Annotated in this window: 16 protein-coding genes and 1 tRNA gene; 9 read left to right on the top strand and 8 right to left on the bottom strand. The window is 45.5% G+C overall.

The genetic code is table 11. The features are described 5' to 3' along the window. The first annotated feature begins 28 nt into the window (after nucleotides 1-28). A complete protein-coding gene (locus L9Q39_RS11155; RefSeq protein ID WP_237485130.1) occupies nucleotides 29-1,654 on the top strand; it encodes an ABC transporter permease in 1,626 nt (541 codons plus the stop codon). Then, nucleotides 1,654-2,691, top strand: a complete 1,038-nt coding sequence (locus L9Q39_RS11150) for an ABC transporter ATP-binding protein (RefSeq protein WP_237485129.1) — start codon at nucleotides 1,654-1,656, stop codon at nucleotides 2,689-2,691. Before L9Q39_RS11155 ends, L9Q39_RS11150 begins: the two co-directional genes overlap by 1 nt. Before the next feature lie 99 nt (nucleotides 2,692-2,790). On the opposite strand, the gene L9Q39_RS11145 is transcribed toward L9Q39_RS11150, so the two are convergent. The 5 genes from L9Q39_RS11145 to rpsU form a co-directional block, all read right to left on the bottom strand. Further along, a tRNA-Ile gene (locus tag L9Q39_RS11145) sits at nucleotides 2,791-2,866 on the bottom strand. 141 nt (nucleotides 2,867-3,007) lie between these two features. Next, entirely contained in the window at nucleotides 3,008-4,864 is a 1,857-nt protein-coding gene (gene rpoD, locus L9Q39_RS11140) for an RNA polymerase sigma factor RpoD (protein WP_237485128.1), read from the bottom strand. Between the two features lie 100 nt (nucleotides 4,865-4,964). Further along, nucleotides 4,965-6,731, bottom strand: a complete 1,767-nt coding sequence (gene dnaG, locus L9Q39_RS11135) for a DNA primase (protein ID WP_237485127.1) — start codon at nucleotides 6,729-6,731, stop codon at nucleotides 4,965-4,967. Between the two features lie 83 nt (nucleotides 6,732-6,814). Next, nucleotides 6,815-7,258 carry a GatB/YqeY domain-containing protein gene (locus tag L9Q39_RS11130; RefSeq protein ID WP_237485126.1) on the bottom strand — a complete coding sequence of 148 codons (444 nt, stop codon included), beginning with the start codon at nucleotides 7,256-7,258 and terminating at the stop codon, nucleotides 6,815-6,817. 25 nt (nucleotides 7,259-7,283) lie between these two features. Continuing rightward, a complete protein-coding gene (gene rpsU, locus L9Q39_RS11125) occupies nucleotides 7,284-7,499 on the bottom strand; it encodes a 30S ribosomal protein S21 (RefSeq protein WP_001145625.1) in 216 nt (71 codons plus the stop codon). Nucleotides 7,500-7,728: 229 nt separating this feature from the next. Between rpsU and tsaD the strand changes: the two genes are divergently transcribed. Both tsaD and L9Q39_RS11115 read left to right on the top strand, forming a co-directional pair. Beyond that, nucleotides 7,729-8,751 (top strand): tRNA (adenosine(37)-N6)-threonylcarbamoyltransferase complex transferase subunit TsaD, encoded by a 1,023-nt coding sequence (gene tsaD / locus L9Q39_RS11120; protein WP_237485125.1) that lies wholly within the window; start codon nucleotides 7,729-7,731, stop codon nucleotides 8,749-8,751. Between the two features lie 74 nt (nucleotides 8,752-8,825). Continuing rightward, the gene (locus L9Q39_RS11115) at nucleotides 8,826-9,629 is read left to right on the top strand and encodes an alpha/beta fold hydrolase (protein ID WP_237485564.1); all 804 of its coding nucleotides are present in this window, start codon (nucleotides 8,826-8,828) and stop codon (nucleotides 9,627-9,629) included. Between the two features lie 10 nt (nucleotides 9,630-9,639). Here L9Q39_RS11115 and plsY read toward each other — a convergent pair whose 3' ends face one another. After that, nucleotides 9,640-10,233, bottom strand: coding sequence for a glycerol-3-phosphate 1-O-acyltransferase PlsY (gene plsY / locus L9Q39_RS11110; RefSeq protein ID WP_237485124.1), 594 nt, complete (start codon nucleotides 10,231-10,233; stop codon nucleotides 9,640-9,642). Between the two features lie 177 nt (nucleotides 10,234-10,410). Between plsY and folB the strand changes: the two genes are divergently transcribed. The 3 genes from folB to L9Q39_RS11095 are packed head-to-tail and all read left to right on the top strand — an operon-like array spanning nucleotide 10,411 to nucleotide 12,073. After that, nucleotides 10,411-10,770: a dihydroneopterin aldolase gene (gene folB / locus L9Q39_RS11105; protein ID WP_237485123.1), complete on the top strand. Its 360-nt coding sequence runs from the start codon at nucleotides 10,411-10,413 to the stop codon at nucleotides 10,768-10,770. Beyond that, nucleotides 10,767-11,267: a 2-amino-4-hydroxy-6-hydroxymethyldihydropteridine diphosphokinase gene (folK, locus tag L9Q39_RS11100; protein ID WP_237485122.1), complete on the top strand. Its 501-nt coding sequence runs from the start codon at nucleotides 10,767-10,769 to the stop codon at nucleotides 11,265-11,267. The genes folB and folK overlap by 4 nt, the downstream gene beginning before the upstream one ends. Before the next feature lie 2 nt (nucleotides 11,268-11,269). Continuing rightward, a complete protein-coding gene (locus L9Q39_RS11095; RefSeq protein WP_237485121.1) occupies nucleotides 11,270-12,073 on the top strand; it encodes an undecaprenyl-diphosphate phosphatase in 804 nt (267 codons plus the stop codon). A gap of 66 nt (nucleotides 12,074-12,139) precedes the next feature. Here L9Q39_RS11095 and L9Q39_RS11090 read toward each other — a convergent pair whose 3' ends face one another. Beyond that, complete coding sequence (locus L9Q39_RS11090; RefSeq protein WP_237485563.1) at nucleotides 12,140-13,360, bottom strand: multifunctional CCA addition/repair protein; 1,221 nt, start codon at nucleotides 13,358-13,360, stop codon at nucleotides 12,140-12,142. An 86-nt stretch (nucleotides 13,361-13,446) separates the two neighbouring features. Here L9Q39_RS11090 and L9Q39_RS11085 point away from each other — a divergent pair, with 86 nt between their 5' ends. Both L9Q39_RS11085 and L9Q39_RS11080 read left to right on the top strand, forming a co-directional pair. Then, nucleotides 13,447-15,192 (top strand): ExeA family protein, encoded by a 1,746-nt coding sequence (locus L9Q39_RS11085; protein WP_237485120.1) that lies wholly within the window; start codon nucleotides 13,447-13,449, stop codon nucleotides 15,190-15,192. Beyond that, the gene (locus L9Q39_RS11080; RefSeq protein WP_237485119.1) at nucleotides 15,189-15,833 is read left to right on the top strand and encodes a general secretion pathway protein GspB; all 645 of its coding nucleotides are present in this window, start codon (nucleotides 15,189-15,191) and stop codon (nucleotides 15,831-15,833) included. Before L9Q39_RS11085 ends, L9Q39_RS11080 begins: the two co-directional genes overlap by 4 nt. Before the next feature lie 153 nt (nucleotides 15,834-15,986). Here L9Q39_RS11080 and L9Q39_RS11075 read toward each other — a convergent pair whose 3' ends face one another. Continuing rightward, on the bottom strand, nucleotides 15,987-17,735 hold the full coding sequence (locus L9Q39_RS11075) for a PglL family O-oligosaccharyltransferase (protein WP_237485118.1): 1,749 nt from the start codon (nucleotides 17,733-17,735) through the stop codon (nucleotides 15,987-15,989). Nucleotides 17,736-17,770: the final 35 nt, after the last annotated feature.

The raw sequence follows: 17,770 nt of genomic DNA, 5'->3' as shown, positions 1-17,770 counted from the left end.
AAGGTATGTTCTGAACTAAAGTTAATTAATGAAAGAATCTCACGTTGTTTGGAAGACCAGCAGTGGCGCCCTTGCGCTACTGCTGGTTTTGCCTATTTTAGCCATCTTCTATACCGCGCTAGGTGAGACTAGCGATATCTTCTCACATCTGTTGGCAACGGTAATGCCGACCTACATTCTAAATACCGTACTTTTGGTGCTTGGCGTTCTGTTACTTTCTATTGTTCTCGGTGTGCCAGCGGCTTGGTTTATGGCGATGTGTCGTTTACCAGGGGAGAAAGTTTTGCAATGGGCTTTGGTGCTACCTCTTGCGATGCCCGGCTATATTATTGGCTACATTTTTACCGACTGGTTCGATTTTGCTGGACCAGTCCAAGTATGGTTGCGTGAGACGTTTGCGCTACAGGCTGGCGAGTATTGGTTTCCGGATATTCGTACGGTAGGTGGCGCGATTATTGTCCTGTCTCTGGTTTTATATCCTTATGTTTACCTACTTTGTCGTGCCGCTTTTATGGAGCAGAATGTCTCGCTGCTACAGTCAGCCCGATTACTAAAATGCTCGCCGTTTGAGAGCTTTATTCGTATCTCTTTACCTCTAGCAAGACCCGCTATTGCCGTAGGGGCGTCTTTGGTGGCGATGGAAACCATTGGTGACTTTGGAACGGTAAGCTATTTTGCCGTGAGCACGCTCACGACGGCGGTTTACGATACTTGGCTTGGGTATTCAAGTTTGAGTGCAGCGGCAAAAATCTCAGCGATTATGCTGGTCGCAATCGTGTTGTTGTTAGGGGCTGAGCGCTATAGTCGCCGCAAGCAAAAACTGTTTCAGAGTCAGTTTAATAGCCATGAAGATTTTCGATATCAGCTATCTGGCGTTAAAAAGTGGTTCGCTCTAATATGGTGTTGGGGCTTAGTCTTGGTGGCATTTATATTACCCTTGGGGCAATTGCTCATTTATGCCTATACCTATTTTGCTCAAAGCTGGACTGAAGCTTTTAAAACCTACGCCCTAAACAGCCTACAAGTATCAATCACAGCGGCTCTACTGGGCGTGCTGGTGGCTCTGATTGTCAATTTTTATCGCCGCTTGAATCACAGTGTTTCGAGTACGTTGTTCATGAGAGTATCTTCACTGGGCTATGCCGTGCCGGGCACCGTGTTGGCGATTGGTATCATGGTGCCTGTTCTTTTTATGGATCATGCGGTCAATGATTTTGCCAAGTGGATGGAGTGGCAACGCCCAGGACTGATTTTTTCTGGCTCCATGTTTGCGCTTATCTTTGCAATGGTGGTGCGTTTTTCTGCGGTTGCTATCGGGAGTGTCGAAACCAGTCTAAGTAAAGTTTCACCTTCCTTAGACATGGCATCAAGAACGCTGGGTTGCAAAAAGAATCAGATGTTTATCCGAGTTCACTTACCTCTTATTAAGCGTGGAGTCTTGATTGCGGCGCTATTGGTATTTATTGAATCAATGAAAGAGCTCAATGCAGCACTGCTGCTTAGACCGTTCAACTTTGAGACTCTGGCGACCTATGTCTACAACTTCGCCTCTGATGAGCATCTAGAGTTAGCAGCGATGCCCGCTGTTTTATTAGTGCTTGTTGGGTTACTTCCTTTAATTATTATTAACCGTTCTTTGGAGCAAGTTCATTAATGACCCGTGCTTTAACCATTGAAAACCTGAGTTGTCAGTATGATTCACAAACCATACTAGAAGCGTTGTCCTTGCAGGTTAATCAGGGCGAAATTGTTTGTCTTCTCGGTGCGAGTGGTTGTGGCAAGACAACCTTACTCAAGGCAATCGCAGGCTTATTGCCCCTGTCTGAAGGTACGCTGAAACTTGGGGATAGAGTGATTGATAATGGCGATGTTTGGACGCCTCCAGAGCAGCGCAATATCGGCATGATCTTCCAAGACTATGCGCTATTCCCGCACCTCACCGTGGCGAAAAATGTCGCCTTTGGTCTGAAGCAATACTCAGCGCATGAAGTTGAGGCTATTGTAAAAGAGATGCTTGCCTTGGTTCACCTCAGTGACTTTGCAGACCGATATCCTCATCAACTCTCCGGGGGACAACAGCAGCGAGTGGCGATAGCCAGAAGCTTAGCCTATAAGCCAGATCTGCTACTGCTTGATGAGCCGTTCTCTAATATCGACACTCAGGTTCGCCATGAATTGATCCAAGAGATCCGCAAAATATTTAAAGCCCAAGGCGTGACCGCTATTTTTGTCACCCATAGCCGTGAAGAAGCGTTTGCGTTTGCGGATAAAATGGCAGTGATGAACAAAGGCGTGATCGAACAATACGGCACCGCTTCGGAGCTTTACTTCTCACCATCGAGTCAGTTTGTGGCTGACTTTCTCGGGGGAGGCAGTTACTTAGAGGCGACTCATAAAAGCTCAGGGACATTTGAGACCAAAATCGGTGATATTACCCTATCGGATGCAATGAAGTTAGAGAGCAATATCGCTTGCCAATTATTGTTAAGACCGCAGCATATCAAATTGTACCAAGCGGAAGAATCTGACTACCAAGTGGTAGAGCAGCAGTTTATGGGCGACCATTGCCGCTATCTTGTTGATGCTGCCGGTATGCGATTATTAGCAACGTCAAATCAAGCATTGGCAGTAGGGGATAACGTGAATCTTGATATTGATAGCCAACATTTGGTGGTGTTTGAGAATCAATAGTTATCGAGGGGTGTTCGAGAGGTTTGTTTATAAGCGTTGGATATTCTGCTGAATAAAAAGAAAAAGCCTGATGAAGACATTCATCAGGCTTTTAAAATTTGGTGGCCCCTCGCAGACTTGAACTGCGGACCAATCGATTATGAGTCGACTGCTCTAACCACTGAGCTAAGGGGCCGTGTAGGTGGATGATTATAGGGGATGCATAAGTGAGTGTCTAGAGACAATCAAGGGTTATTACGCTTGGTTTTTAATCACTTAAACCTGCTTCCACAAAAAAGGTGAGCGTTTGCTCACCTTTTAATCACAATTGACTGTGTTACTCGTCTAGGAAGCTGCGCAGAGTTTCTGAGCGGCTTGGGTGACGAAGTTTACGTAGTGCTTTTGCTTCAATCTGACGGATACGTTCACGAGTGACGTCGAACTGCTTACCTACTTCTTCTAGAGTGTGGTCAGTGTTCATATCGATACCGAAACGCATACGCAGTACTTTCGCTTCACGAGGCGTTAGGCCGGCTAGCACGTCTTTCGTCGCGACTTTTAGGCTGCCCATTGTTGCTGAATCTACAGGGAGTTCCAGCGTGGTATCCTCGATGAAATCACCTAGATGCGAATCTTCGTCGTCACCGATTGGTGTCTCCATAGAGATTGGCTCTTTAGCGATTTTCAGTACTTTACGGATCTTATCTTCAGGCATTTGCATACGCTCTGCCAACTCTTCAGGAAGTGGCTCACGACCCATTTCTTGAAGCATTTGACGAGAGATACGGTTCAGCTTGTTGATCGTTTCGATCATGTGTACTGGAATACGAATCGTACGTGCTTGGTCCGCAATCGAGCGAGTGATTGCCTGACGGATCCACCAAGTTGCATAAGTTGAGAACTTGTAACCACGACGGTATTCAAATTTATCTACCGCTTTCATCAGACCGATGTTACCTTCTTGGATCAGATCCAAGAACTGTAGACCACGGTTGGTGTATTTCTTAGCGATAGAGATAACCAGACGTAAGTTTGCCTCAACCATCTCTTTCTTCGCGCGGCGAGCTTTTGCTTCACCGATAGACATACGACGGCTAATTTCTTTAACGTTTTGTACCGATAGTGACGTTTCATCTTCGATATCTTTCAGTTTAAGAATAGAGCGACGGATATCATCTTCGTAGCGCTTGATCTTTTCAACGTATGGTTTGTCTGACGCCAGCACTTCATCAAGCCAAGCTTCGCTTGATTCATTGCCAGTGAATAGGGCAATAAATGACTTCTTAGGCATTCTTCCGTATTCAACGGTGTTACGCATGATAAGGCGTTCTTGAGTGCGAACACGATCCATAGAGGTACGCAGTTCACCCACTAAGTAGTCGAACTGTTTTGGTGTTAGACGGAACTCACGGAAAACCTCTTGAACCAGCTTATGAGATTTTGCTACTTGTGGGCTGTCATAACCGAATTCATTGACGGCGAGTTGCAGATCTTGATAGGTATTACGAAGCGCACCGAACTTTTCAAGAGCAAGCTCAGGGTCGATACCTACATCTTCTTCTTCGTCGTCCTCATCATCAGATTCGTCTTCGTCTTTATCTTCCGCATCCGCATCTTTTAAATCAGCTTCAGAAAGTTCAGAACCGATATGCGTCGCCGTTGGCGCCGCTGTCTCTTCTTCATTTGGATCAACAAAACCAGAGATGATATCAGTCAGGCGCAGTTCTTCTGCCTGAACTTTATCAAATTGCTCTAGGATGTACGGGATAGTACCCGGGTATTCGGCAACCGAACTTTGTACTTCGTTGATGCCTTCTTCGATACGCTTAGCGATATCAATCTCGCCTTCACGAGTCAGAAGTTCAACGGTACCCATTTCACGCATATACATACGGACAGGGTCAGTCGTGCGACCGATTTCACTTTCTACACTTGAAAGCGCTGCTGCCGCGGCTTCTGCGGCATCTTCATCAGTAATATTGTTATCATCATTCAGAGCAAGGTCATCAGCATCAGGGGCAGTTTCAACCACCTTAATACCCATGTCATTGATCATCTGAATAATATCTTCGACCTGTTCTGAATCTACAATTTCTTCAGGTAGGTGGTCATTAACTTCTGCGTAGGTCAGATAGCCTTGCTCTTTGCCTTTAATTACAAGGAGTTTTAGCTGTGACTGCGGACTTTGCTCCATAGACGATATCCAACTTAAGATCTAGTGAAGGAATTTTAGTATGCGAATTGCAAACCACTCATAATAACAAATTTATTCATTGCTGACTAATTAAATCGGGTTACGCTTTTAGATCTAGCATTAGCGCTAGCAGCTCCCGTTTCTCTTCGACTGATAAGCCGACACTTCTTTCTTTTGCCTGCAGGTTTTCAATTTGCTTTTCGATACACTGGTACAAAATCTTGTCCAATGAATCGGCGAATACATCTTCTTGGTTGTCATCGTCAAGTGGAATCTGCCAACTTGCGAGACGAGACAGAAGGGCCTCATTTTTATTGCCACGCCAATGCTCTAACAATTGGCCTGTAGTTAAATGGGGATGCGATTGAGATTTATCAACCACTTCCACAAATAAACTTAGTCCTGGCAGTGATAGATCTCTCACGGTTGAGAGATCGGGTACTAATTGAGCATAGCTTGGATTTTGTAAAAGTAGAGCCAAGACTTCACGCATGGGCGTGCGTTTTATCTCTTTGTGTGGCGCAATCCGGGTTTCTGGTTGCCCTTGCTTACTAATCAACTGCTGCAGTTGACGTTCGTCCATAAGCCCTAACTTTCTTCCTAGCAGTTCACGTAAGTATAGTCTTAGTGTTCCACCGGGTACTTTCTCAATCAGAGGCACCGCCAGCGTGCTCAGTTTTGCCATTCCTTCTTTACTGCTGGTATCGACCTGCTGCATTAAAGAAGAAAACATAAAGTCAGACAATGACATCGCTTGTTTTACTTGCACTTCAAACGCTTGCTTACCGTTATCTCTAATATAGGAGTCCGGATCTTCTCCATCAGGTAAGAACATAAATTTAAGCTGTCGACCATCACTTAAGTAGGGCAGCGCGTTTTCCATCGCTCGCCATGCTGCTTCACGACCAGCGCGGTCGCCATCGTAGCAGCAAACAACAGTGCTGGTTTGTCTAAAGAGTACTTGTAGATGATCGCCAGTCGTTGAAGTCCCTAGCGAGGCGACGGAATAATCCACGCCGTATTGCGCCAGAGCGACCACATCCATATAACCCTCAACAACGAGAACATGAGGAGGTTCTCGATAGGCTTGTAACACTTCATAGAGACCATAAAGCTCTTTGCCTTTATGGAAAATGGGCGTCTCGGGAGAGTTAAGGTACTTCGGGGTACCGTCACCTAATACTCGCCCGCCAAAACCGATGACACGACCACGTCTATCACGAATGGGGAACATGATACGACCACGAAAACGATCATAGCGATTGCCTTTGTCGTTTTCGATCAGTACACCTGCAGTCACTAGCATGTCTTGGACTTGCTTTTGTTGACCGAAGTTTTTGCGTACATTATCCCATTCGTCAGAAACGTAACCAATACCAAACTTCTGGGCAATTTCGCCGGATAAACCGCGACCTTTAAGGTAGTCGATGGCGACCTTACTAGAAGATTGTTTTAGTTGATCTTGATAATATTTTCCAATCGCGCCCATAAGATCGTAGAGGGATCGTTTTTGTTCGCTGTTGGCGGTAGGACCTTGCTTAAATGATCGTTGACCACCGGATCGTTGTTCTCTCGGTACATCAAGTCCAATTGAAGAAGCGAGCTCTTCAATAGCTTCAACGAAGTCTAATCGCTCATACTCCATGACAAAGTCGATGGAATTACCGTGTACACCACAACCAAAACAGTGATAGAACTGCTTCTCTTGACTGACACTAAATGAGGGGGTCTTTTCGTTATGGAAAGGGCAGCAAGCGCCGTAGTTCTTGCCTTGTTTTTTAAGTTTTACGCGTGCGTCAATAACGTCGACAATATCGAGTCGAGCGAGCAGGTCATCAATAAAGCTACGAGGGATGATTCCGGACATAAAACCTATTTACAAGAAGAAGATACAAACAAGCCGTGCACTCCATAGGATAGCACGGCTTGCTGCAATTTATTGTCGGGAAATTAAGCCAGTTTAGCGCGAACTAAACCACTTACTTTACCCATATCTGCACGACCTTGAATCTGAGGTTTGAGCACACCCATTACCTTACCCATGTCTTGCATGCCCGCTGCTTCTGATTCTGCGATAGCACTTTCTACAAGCGCTGACACTTCTTCATCAGTCAGTGGTTGAGGCATAAAATCCTCAAGTACGATAATTTCTGCTTTCTCAACATCGGCAAGGTCTTGACGACCTGCTGATTCATATTGCGTTACAGAGTCGCGACGTTGTTTAACTAATTTCGTCAATACGGCAAGGATTTGGTCGTCGTCCAGAGTGATCCGTTCGTCAACTTCACGTTGCTTAATTGCGGCAAGAGCTAAACGAATAGTGCCAAGGCGCAATTTGTCCTTGGCTTTCATCGCTAATTTTTGCTCTTCTTTGAGTGTATCAATGAGAGCCATAACGTAATCCTATTGGACTCAGTTATTAGTACAGGCGAACGCGACGAGCGTTTTCGCGAGCTAGCTTCTTAGCGTGACGCTTTTGAGCTGCTGCTTTAGCGCGTTTGCGAACTGTAGTTGGTTTTTCATAGTGCTCACGACGACGCACTTCAGAAAGGATACCTGCTTTTTCGCAAGAGCGCTTGAAACGACGTAGTGCAACGTCGAACGGTTCGTTTTCACGTACTTTAACTACTGGCATATGCCTTTCACCTCAGGGGTTAACTATTCATTAATGCTGGCGTCTGTTGCTCTGTCCAAGAAATTCTTAGTTTGAGCGGTAAACCAGCTAGATCAAAAATGGTGCGGAATTTTAATCCGATCCTAGGGGCTTTGTAAAGTACTTTGTCGTATATCTCTTGTGCAAAATTTGTTTGCTGACCGATGACAAGGTAATATGACGCCAATTTCCGCTAGCATTGAGAACATTTATGCGAATTTTAGGTATTGAAACTTCTTGTGATGAGACAGGGATTGCCATCTACGATGATGAGAAAGGGCTACTTTCGCATCAACTCTACAGCCAAGTCAAGCTGCATGCTGACTATGGGGGAGTCGTCCCTGAATTAGCATCGAGAGATCATGTAAAGAAAACGATCCCTTTGATCAAACAAGCTCTAAAGCAAGCAGATCTTACCCCTAAGGATATTGATGGTGTGGCTTATACCGCTGGTCCAGGTCTTGTTGGCGCGTTGCTCGTTGGAACAACGATTGGTCGCAGCCTTGCTTACGCATGGGATGTACCCGCGGTGCCGGTTCACCATATGGAAGGTCATCTGTTAGCGCCTATGCTGGAAGATAACCCGCCGCCATTCCCGTTTGTTGCCCTTTTGGTCTCTGGTGGTCATAGCATGATCGTTGAAGTGAAAGGGATCGGTGAGTATCAGATCCTTGGCGAGTCTATTGACGATGCTGCGGGCGAAGCGTTTGATAAAACGGCTAAGTTGATGGGATTAGATTATCCGGGTGGACCGTTGTTGTCTAAATTAGCGGATAAAGGGACGCCAGGACGATTCAAATTTCCTCGCCCAATGACCGATAGACCTGGTCTTGATATGAGTTTTTCAGGATTAAAAACCTTTGCTGCCAATACCATTGCCGCTAACGATGATAGCGAACAAACTCGTGCCGACATTGCTTATGCGTTCCAAGAAGCGGTGTGTGACACCCTAGCCATCAAATGTAAACGTGCCTTACAGCAAACAGGCATGAAGCGAATCGTGATTGCGGGCGGTGTGAGTGCAAATAAATTTTTGCGTCAGCAATTAGAGCAGTTGGCCGATAAAGTGGGTGGCGAAGTTTACTACCCGCGAACGGAGTTCTGTACCGACAATGGAGCCATGATTGCTTACGCTGGCATGCAGCGTTTGAAAAATGGTGAATCGGCTTCAATGGCTGTGGAAGCCACACCTCGCTGGCCGATCGATCAGTTAAAGCCTATCGCAGGCGAATGATATTTCGCGATCAAATGATATTTCACGATCAAATGGTATTTCATGGTCAATAGATGGAGCGAAGTCGCAATATGATGAAGCAGTTTGTGGTTGATGGTCAGACAATGGCATATCAAGACATTGGGCAAGGTGAGGTGCTCCTTCTTGGTCACCACTATTTGTGGGATGGTCAGATGTGGCAGAAGCAAGTTGCCGAATTAAGCCGTCATTATCGCTGTATAATACCTGACTTCTGGAGTCATGGTCAGTCTCAGGCAGCCCCCCAAGCGATGTGTAATCTGAGTGATTATGCTCAGCACATTGTGGCTCTAATGGATGAGTTGAGCATTGAGTCGTTCTCTATCATTGGCGCCGGTGCGGCAGGGATGTGGGGTTGTGAAGTGGTGACTTTGGTTCCTCAAAGGGTGAAGAAATTGGCACTCGTCAATACCTTCGTTGGTTTAGAACCAGAGGTCGCACACCGCAAATACACGGCAATGCTGAACAGCGCGATTGAAGAGAGACAACTTAGCCCTCAAATGATCGATACTTTGGCAACACTGTATTTTGCGCAGTCAGCGCTAGAGAGTCATCCAGAGTTAATCACCAGCTTTAAGCAATACTTATCTCAGATAGAAGGGCAGGGTGCTGTAGAACTCGCGAAGATCGGCAAGATGATCATTGGTCGCCGCGATCTTTGTGAAATCGTAGAAGCATTCGCCTTACCGACGATGATCTCAGTGGGCAGTGAAGATAAGATCAGACCTGGGCTTGAATCTTACCTAATGAATGATCTGATCTCTGGCAGTGCGTTACAGCTTATTCCAAATGCTGGACACATGAGTATGTTAGAAACCCCTGAGCTATTAACACAGCAGTTGGTCGAGTTTTTAGATTAAGTTTGTAGAATTAGGCTTTTTTACTACCGAGCTTCGGCTCGGTACCATTAAACAGTCGGCGAATATTCTGATTGTGCCTGAAGATGATTAAGCAGCTAAGCATCGCTACTGGTAAGGTAAACACCGGTTTAAACATCCAAGTGTAAAACGGTGCAGCCATAACAGTGATTAACGCTGCCAGCGATGAATAGCGCGTTGTCAGTGCCACGACTAGCCAAGTACTCATGACCATACCTGTCAAATCCCACCCAATAGGCGCTATTGCACCGAGCGCGGTTGCGACGCCTTTCCCACCTTTAAAATGAAAAAATAGCGGATACATGTGCCCTAAACAGGCGGATATGGCGATAATGCCGAGAATTACCGGTTCAATATCAAGAAAGTAGGCGCTCCAAACCGGAATCGTTCCTTTGAGCATGTCACAAAGCAGAACGGCTGCCGCAGCCCCTTTGTTGCCGACTCTTAGTACATTGGTTGCGCCGGGGTTTTGTGAGCCAACGGTTCTGGGATCAGGAAGCTTCAATAGTCGGCAGATCAGCACTGCACTCGACACTGAGCCGAGCAAGTAGGCAATGATGATGATGGCCAGAGCTATTGGGGTCATTGCATTCCTTTACGCAAGAAATAAATTATTGAGACTGATATCATATACCTAAGTGACCTCTATGCCCAACGACTTGAACAGAAATATGGGGTGACGAATACAATTGGCAAATAGTACGGTGTTTATTGTTCAAGAGGTATCCGACCTCTTACAAATAGCTTGAATAAAGGAGAACTCATGGCTTTGGATAAGGTGTTTATTGAACAACTGGAAGTAATCACAACAATAGGTGTTTATGACTGGGAGCAAGAGATCAAACAGAAGCTGATTCTGGATATTGAAATGGCGCATGATAATGCTCCAGCGGGTTGCAGTGATGATGTTGTTGATGCACTTGATTATTCTAAAGTGAGTGACGCGGTACTGAACCACATTGAAAATGGTCGTTTTTTATTGGTCGAACGCGTTGCCGAAGAAGTGGCTGCATTGATTCAAAATCAATTCTCAGTGCCATGGGTAAAAATCCGTCTTGCTAAACCAGGTGCGGTGGCACAAGCAAAAGCAGTCGGTGTTGTGATTGAACGAGGTCAGCAATGACTATCGCCTATATTGGCATAGGTTCCAATGTAGAACGTGACAAGCACATCACTGCGGCTTGTATCGAGTTAGCAAAAGTCAGTGACGATCTCCAATGCTCGCCCGTTTACGCTTGCGCGCCCTTTGGCTTTCAAGGTGATGATTTTTATAATCTGGTGGTCAAAATTGACACCCAGATGTCACTACAAAAGCTAAATAGTGTTTTAAAGGAGATTGAGGTTAAGTGGGGCAGATCTATTGAGGCTGAAAAGTTTCAAGACCGAACTTTGGACCTAGATATCTTATTATTTGGAAACATGATCTCACAAATTAAACCCATTGTTCCCAGACCTGATATCTTCAAATATTCTTTTGTCATACAACCTCTGTATGATCTTGCTCCCAATCTTGTCATTCCTCAAGATGGTCGGACGGTAGAGCAGATTCTTAATGCCGTTTCAGAGCCTGTTGCGTTAACAAAAATAAATTTTAATTTTCATTCGGTGAGTATTGATTAACCATGAGTTATTTTGAAGCCTTTATTTTAGCCTTGATTCAAGGCATTACAGAGTTTTTACCTATTTCTAGCTCGGCTCATTTGATTTTACCTTCTGCAGTATTGGGATGGGAAGATCAAGGCTTGGCATTTGATGTTGCGGTGCATGTGGGCACCTTAGCGGCTGTTGTCATCTATTTCCGCAAAGAAGTGGTCACACTGTTTTCTGCGTTGCTTGCCTCGATTTTTAAGGGTGAGCGCAGTAAAGAGTCTAAGTTGGCATGGATGATTGTTTTAGCCACGATCCCAGCCTGTGTGTTTGGACTACTGATGAAAGATTTCATCGAGGAATTTCTGCGTAGTGCCTATGTGATCGCCACCACGACGATCGTCTTTGGTTTATTGCTTTGGTGGGTGGATAAGAACGCTAAACTTGTAGATGATGAGTATCAAGCAGGTTGGAAGAAGTCACTGACGATTGGTATTGCTCAAGCATTAGCGATGATTCCGGGTACCTCGCGCAGTGGTGCGACGATTACCGCAGCGCTTTACCTCGGTTTTACTCGTGAGGCGGCGGCACGTTTTTCCTTCTTGATGTCTATCCCTATCATTACGCTGGCGGGGGGTTATTTGTCGATGAAGTTGGCAACGGGAACCGAGACCGTTCACCTTGGTTTCTTATTTACCGGCATTATCGTCTCCTTCTTTAGTGCTTACCTGTGTATTCACTTCTTCTTGAAGATGATTTCGCGTATGGGCATGATGCCATTTGTGATTTATCGTTTGCTGCTTGGCTTCGGTCTTTTGGCGTTTCTTGCGATGAGCTAATTCAAAAAGCGCGCTTTGTCAGTCATCTTTAACGGTGACAAAGCGCGCTTTTGTCTTTTCTCTTTCCTATCTATTCAGAGCGTTACCCACCGCTGACGCGCGACGCTTATCCAGCTCTTGTTTAATCTCTTGTCCCTTAAAACCATCCGCTAAAACTTGCTGAACATCGACACTGCAAGCGGCTTTATACGCCAATTCAACCATCGTTTTTTGATGGTACTCTTGCTGCTCGAGACCTAAGCGACCTCTATGGTCAGCTTCACAGCAGAGTAGTACTTGTTCTAGTCTTTCCGGTTTGCGCCAAACATCAAGGTTGGAGAATAGTTTGATAAAGGTTGTTGCCTTAAGCTCTCCGGCACGATGAATATTGGTGTGTTGTGCGCACACCGCGAGTGCCAAGTCTCGATGATCGTTCGGGATTCGGATACGTTCACATAGGGCTTTGATCAGCTTCAGTCCGGTTTGACAGTGCAATTTATGGCTTGGCCATTCTTCCTCCGGGGTGACACCTTTGCCAAGGTCATGGACTTGTGCGGCGAAGCGAATGGTTGTCAGCGGTGATAATTTTGCTGCCTGAGCTGACACCATGAGAGTATGAATACCAGTATCGACTTCTGGGTGCCACTTCTCTGGTTGAGGCACACCGAATAGGGCATCTATTTCAGGCAACACAACAGCCAGTGCGCCACAATCTCTCAGCACCTGCAAAAATACCTCTGGGTTAGCTGTGCTTAATGATTTATGCCATTCTTGCCACACTCGTTCTGCGGTTAAAAAATCCAGTTCTCCCGCTTCCACCATTTGACGCATTAGATGCAGTGTTTCTTCTGCGACCTTAAAGTTAAGGTGAGCGAGTTTGGCAGCAAAACGGGCAACACGCAGGATGCGTAGTGGATCTTCGCTGAATGCGGGTGAGACATGCCTTAGCACTCTTTGTTCAAGATCTCTCTGCCCATGATAAGGGTCGATAATCTCCCCTTGCTCGTTTTGTGCCATGGCGTTAATGGTGAGATCTCTTCGAAGCAGATCTTGTTCTAGCGTGACGTCCGGAGAGCTAAAGCACTCAAAGCCGGTGTAGCCTTTTCCTGATTTTCTTTCTGTTCTCGCCAAGGCATGTTCTTGCTTTGTTTTAGGGTGTAGAAAAACAGGGAAGTCTTTTCCAACCGCTTGAAAACCAAGGCTAAGCATTTCATTTGGGGATGAGCCTACAACAACGTAGTCGTTGTCGTACACCTCAAGGTTCAGTAAATGATCACGCACTGCACCACCAACCAGATAGACTTGCAAAATATCTCCCCTTTTTTCCACTTTGTCATTGGCATTATCAAAGGGCAATGGTACGTTGCTTTCAGTTATTATGTAAGGTCGGATTCATGTATAAGGATTTTTTCGGTTTTCGCGAAGAACCATTTTCAATTGTTCCAAGTTCACGCTACCTATTTTTGAGCCAAAGGCACAGGGAAGCGATGCAGCATCTGCAGGCTGGTTTAGGGCAGGGCGGTGGCTTTGCTATGCTAACCGGTGAAGTAGGGACAGGGAAAACCACCGTCGCCAAGGCGATGTTAGCGTCATTAACTGACAAAACTGCCTCGGCACTGATATTGAATCCCACTTTCTCTAGCAAAGATCTGTTAGAGGCAATATGTGATGAGTTCGCGATAGAGTACCCAGAAAATGCATCGCTGAAACGGTTAAGCCAAGGCATTTATCGTTATTTACAACACAATGACCAACAAGGTATCAATACCTTGGTTGTGATTGATGAAGCTCAGCATCTATCCGCCGATGTTCTCGAGCAATTGAGGTTACTGACCAATCTAGAAACCGATGAACGCAAGTTGCTAAAAGTACTGCTAATTGGACAGCCTGAGCTACAAGACAAACTGCGCACGACCCAGTTGAGGCAACTCGCGCAGCGTATTACTGGGCGATACCATTTATTGCCGCTCACTGAAGGTGAAACCCGTCAATATATTGAATTTCGCCTATCCAAAGCGGGAGGAGAGCTTAAGCTGTTTACCTCCTCGGGCATATCAGTTATCAGTCATGCCAGTCAGGGCGTTCCTCGCTTAATCAACCTGATGGCGGATAAATGTCTTTACTATGCCTACCATTCTGGTGAAAAACAGGTGTCAAAAACACTGGCGCATCAAGCCTGCAATGACATTATCGCCTATCAAGCTCCTGGGGTTGGGAATCACATTGAAGTCGCTAGTATCGCGGTAAAAAAAGGTTACTCTCCTTACCTGATAGCGGGTGTTGCTGGGGTATTAGTTGCGGGTTTAGTTTATTGGCAGGGTGACAACCTACTTAATCACTTTAAGACGCAATCCGATAGTCAGGTAAAAGTGAATCAAGAGTCTCAGCAAGTTATTGAGCCTAATGAGGTTCGTCTATCCAATAAAGCTATTGAATCTAATAAAACAGAGGCGACCGCAAACCTTCCTTTGAGTATTGAACAAGATAGCTTTTCTGAACAGGATCGCTTTCCTGAACCAGAAGTCGCAACTCAAGCTCAGCTTGAGTTGAAACAGTATTTATCAGCAGTGACAGATAAAATTGCGGCGATACAAGAGCTGTATGCGGTATGGGGGTATCAGGCTGGTGTCCTCGATGGCTTATGTGAATCTAAAAGCAATCAGTTATTCCAGTGTCAAAAAGAACTGGGTACGTTTGAACAACTTGTCGCGGGGGATGTTCCAGTGGTGCTCTCTTTGCTGATCGACAACCAAATGTCTTATGTGACCTTATATCAAGTCAACGACGATAAAGCTCAGGTACTAAATGGCGAGCAGCGGATTGTATTGCCTGTGTCTCAGTTGCAACAGTATTGGAGTGGCGAGTATTACCGTATATGGCAGCGTGAACTGACCGAAACCCTGCGTATGAACCAAACAGGTGAGCAAGTTAGAAAGCTTGATGAGAAGCTATCGATTGTCTTGGGTGAGCCTGTATCGGACCGTTATGTATTTGATGAAACACTGAAGAACAAAGTTGAGCTATTTCAGCGTTGGCAAAAAATGACCGTGGATGGCATTGCTGGAAGAAACACGTTAAAACGACTGGATCTTATGACCCAACATCAAGCACCATCATTGAAAGGGGAGTCAGTCCAATGAATCAACGCACGGCGACAACCTTCACTCTCGGCCTCATCAGTTTAATGGTCAATAGTCATGTGTTAGCGGATGTCACTTCACAAGATAAGCAAGTGTATGAGCTTCTAGCTTATCCCAACTTTACCTCGTTGAAAGTGTTACCAAAACAAAGTGCCAATAGCTCGACCAAGCCTGTTGAACTGGCAACTGAGTCGATAACTTCCGATGCACCGTTAGTGGTCAATACACAATCAAGCGTACCTCAGGTTTCTAAACCAGAGGTAAGCCAACCAACCACTCGCAACGACAATTTAAATCTAGAGCAGTTGGACCTCAGCGGTCTTGATCCGGAGATCGCTCGTAAGGTAGCTTCTGCGTTTAATAATATTGATGCTGAGCAATCTTTATCGGAGTCTTCGGACTATATCGATCTTGAGGTTAATCAATCACGTTATCGTGGCCGCTTGCCTGCGATGAACTTGGAAACCCATATGTATGCTTCGGATTCACAAAGGCGTTGGATCAAGATCAATGGTGAAGAGTTACGCGAGGGAGATCGTTTTAACGGCATGATTTTAATGAAAATAGAACCACAGCAGATCGTTATTCGTTTTGACAATGATTTAATCCGTATTCCTGCACTTTATGAATGGCAGGGTTGATCGGCTCGAATGCTAAGCCTTATTTTAAAACACCTCATACGAAGAACTTGACTCAGCGATGAGGTAAATTATTAAGAGGCAAATAGTTAAGAAGCAAATTGCTAAGAGGTAAATAGGGCGACTCTGTTGAGTCGCCCTATTTTTATTTTGTTATTACTCTGGTTTGAGCACACTGCCAGCTTGAGAACCCTTGACCGAGAATACGTGGTTTGGAAACAGGTAATAGGCTTCACTTTCAACTTGTCGCATCTGACTGTAGGCATTTTGGCTTTGGTAAGCGTTGAGTAGCCCTTGGTACAGTTCAGGCTTTGGTTGGCGTGCAATCGCTTTGCTAGCCCAATTGATGTAATCGATAATTCGCTGTGAGTTTTGCTCTGACAATCCAAGATCTAACTTGGCATGATTGACGGCATACATATAGTTGCCGTTTAGATTCAGTAGAGGATTATTACTATCGATTAGGGCAGTGGCGTCGATTTCTTGCTGCTTGTACTGGTCGATACGATATTGGCCGTATAGATGAGTACTCACAGCGACAACGAGCATTGTGGGTACAATAAAGGCAAAAGCACGGACACTGTGGGTGGTCACTCTTGATATATTGATGCGAGATGATCGAGGAGTACGCTGATCAATCCAATAGAGCAACACGATAAAAGTGATCCAATGAATCATGGAGTGATAAAAAGGTTGCTCCAACATGGCGTGAAGGAAAATAGGCAATATTAACGCCAGTATGGCTAAACGAGTCTGTTTTTTAGCGTAGTAGATGCGGGTCAATACCAGACCCGCCGCCAACAAGAGTCCAAGTATAGGAATGATCCCACCTTCGATCCCCCAAAGTAGCACTTCATTGTGCGGGTGGCTTACTCCTTCAAGCGCGGCTGGGTATTGAGGGTTCAGGTGATGTTGTCTCGCACTGTAGACAACGTACTCAGACTCAAATTGCCCTAAGCCATACCCAGTTAGGGGTTTTTCAATAAACATATCCAAAGCTTGAGGGTAGAGGGTGGTACGAAAATCGTTCACCTGTGTCTTGGTTGTGATGAGATTTTGGCTGCCAGCGTTACTTAGACCTATTAATAACCCAATAGCCAAGCCGCATAGCGTTGAAAATACCCAACCACGAAATCGTTTCCGAGTGGAGTGGCGATAAAGGTAGGGAATCAGCATGACACCGCCCATTGCCGCAGACAGCCATCCGGTGCGCGAGGCGATAATGACAATCAGTGGAATAATAATGACAGGTGTGAGGTATAAGGTGATCGCACTGGCTGCTTTACGATTGTATTTATGTGAGAGACGCGCCAATAGATAGCCAGAGATAATAAACCCAGTCGCTAGCATGCTCGACATAGTATTAGGGTGTTGAAATGCACCCTCAGGTCGAACGGCAGTATTGGCGTCAATCGGCGTTATGATGAGGTATTGCCCATAACCAATCACGGCTTCGATTAAAGCGGCGATCAACACTAACCAAAGTAAACGTTGTTTTTGTTTATTAGAAAAGAGAAATTGTTGCAATAGTACAAAGAGCAGCAAACCAAGCAGCAAACCGATCATTCGTGGTGTGAGCGAATAAAAATTGGCATCGCCATAAAAGCTGGGTATGAGCAGTAATACGCATGAGGCAGACAAGCCAAGGGTAAGTTTGTTATAGCGAAAGTATCGATTACGGGCGATTTGATACAACCCAATGCCAAGCACTACGCCAAACACTAACCATACTGCGTTATTAAATAACAAGCTCAGTCCGGTGCCTGTAGCAAGAAAGTGTGGAGAAAACAGATGGACTGCTACTAGATACAAGGCAACCATCGCCACCAAAAACTTACGATTTAGCGGTGGACGAGCTAGGGGACTGCGCTCCAATTGGGTGCCATTAGTGAAGGTAATCGCCATGGTGTGTGGGTGAACTCCAAAAAAACAATGAGCAG

This window comes from Vibrio hippocampi, assembly GCF_921292975.1.
GTDB classification, from domain to species: domain Bacteria; phylum Pseudomonadota; class Gammaproteobacteria; order Enterobacterales; family Vibrionaceae; genus Vibrio; species Vibrio hippocampi.
The sequence above is the reverse complement of the archived record's forward strand: the minus strand, read 5'-3'. Positions and strand labels throughout refer to the sequence as shown.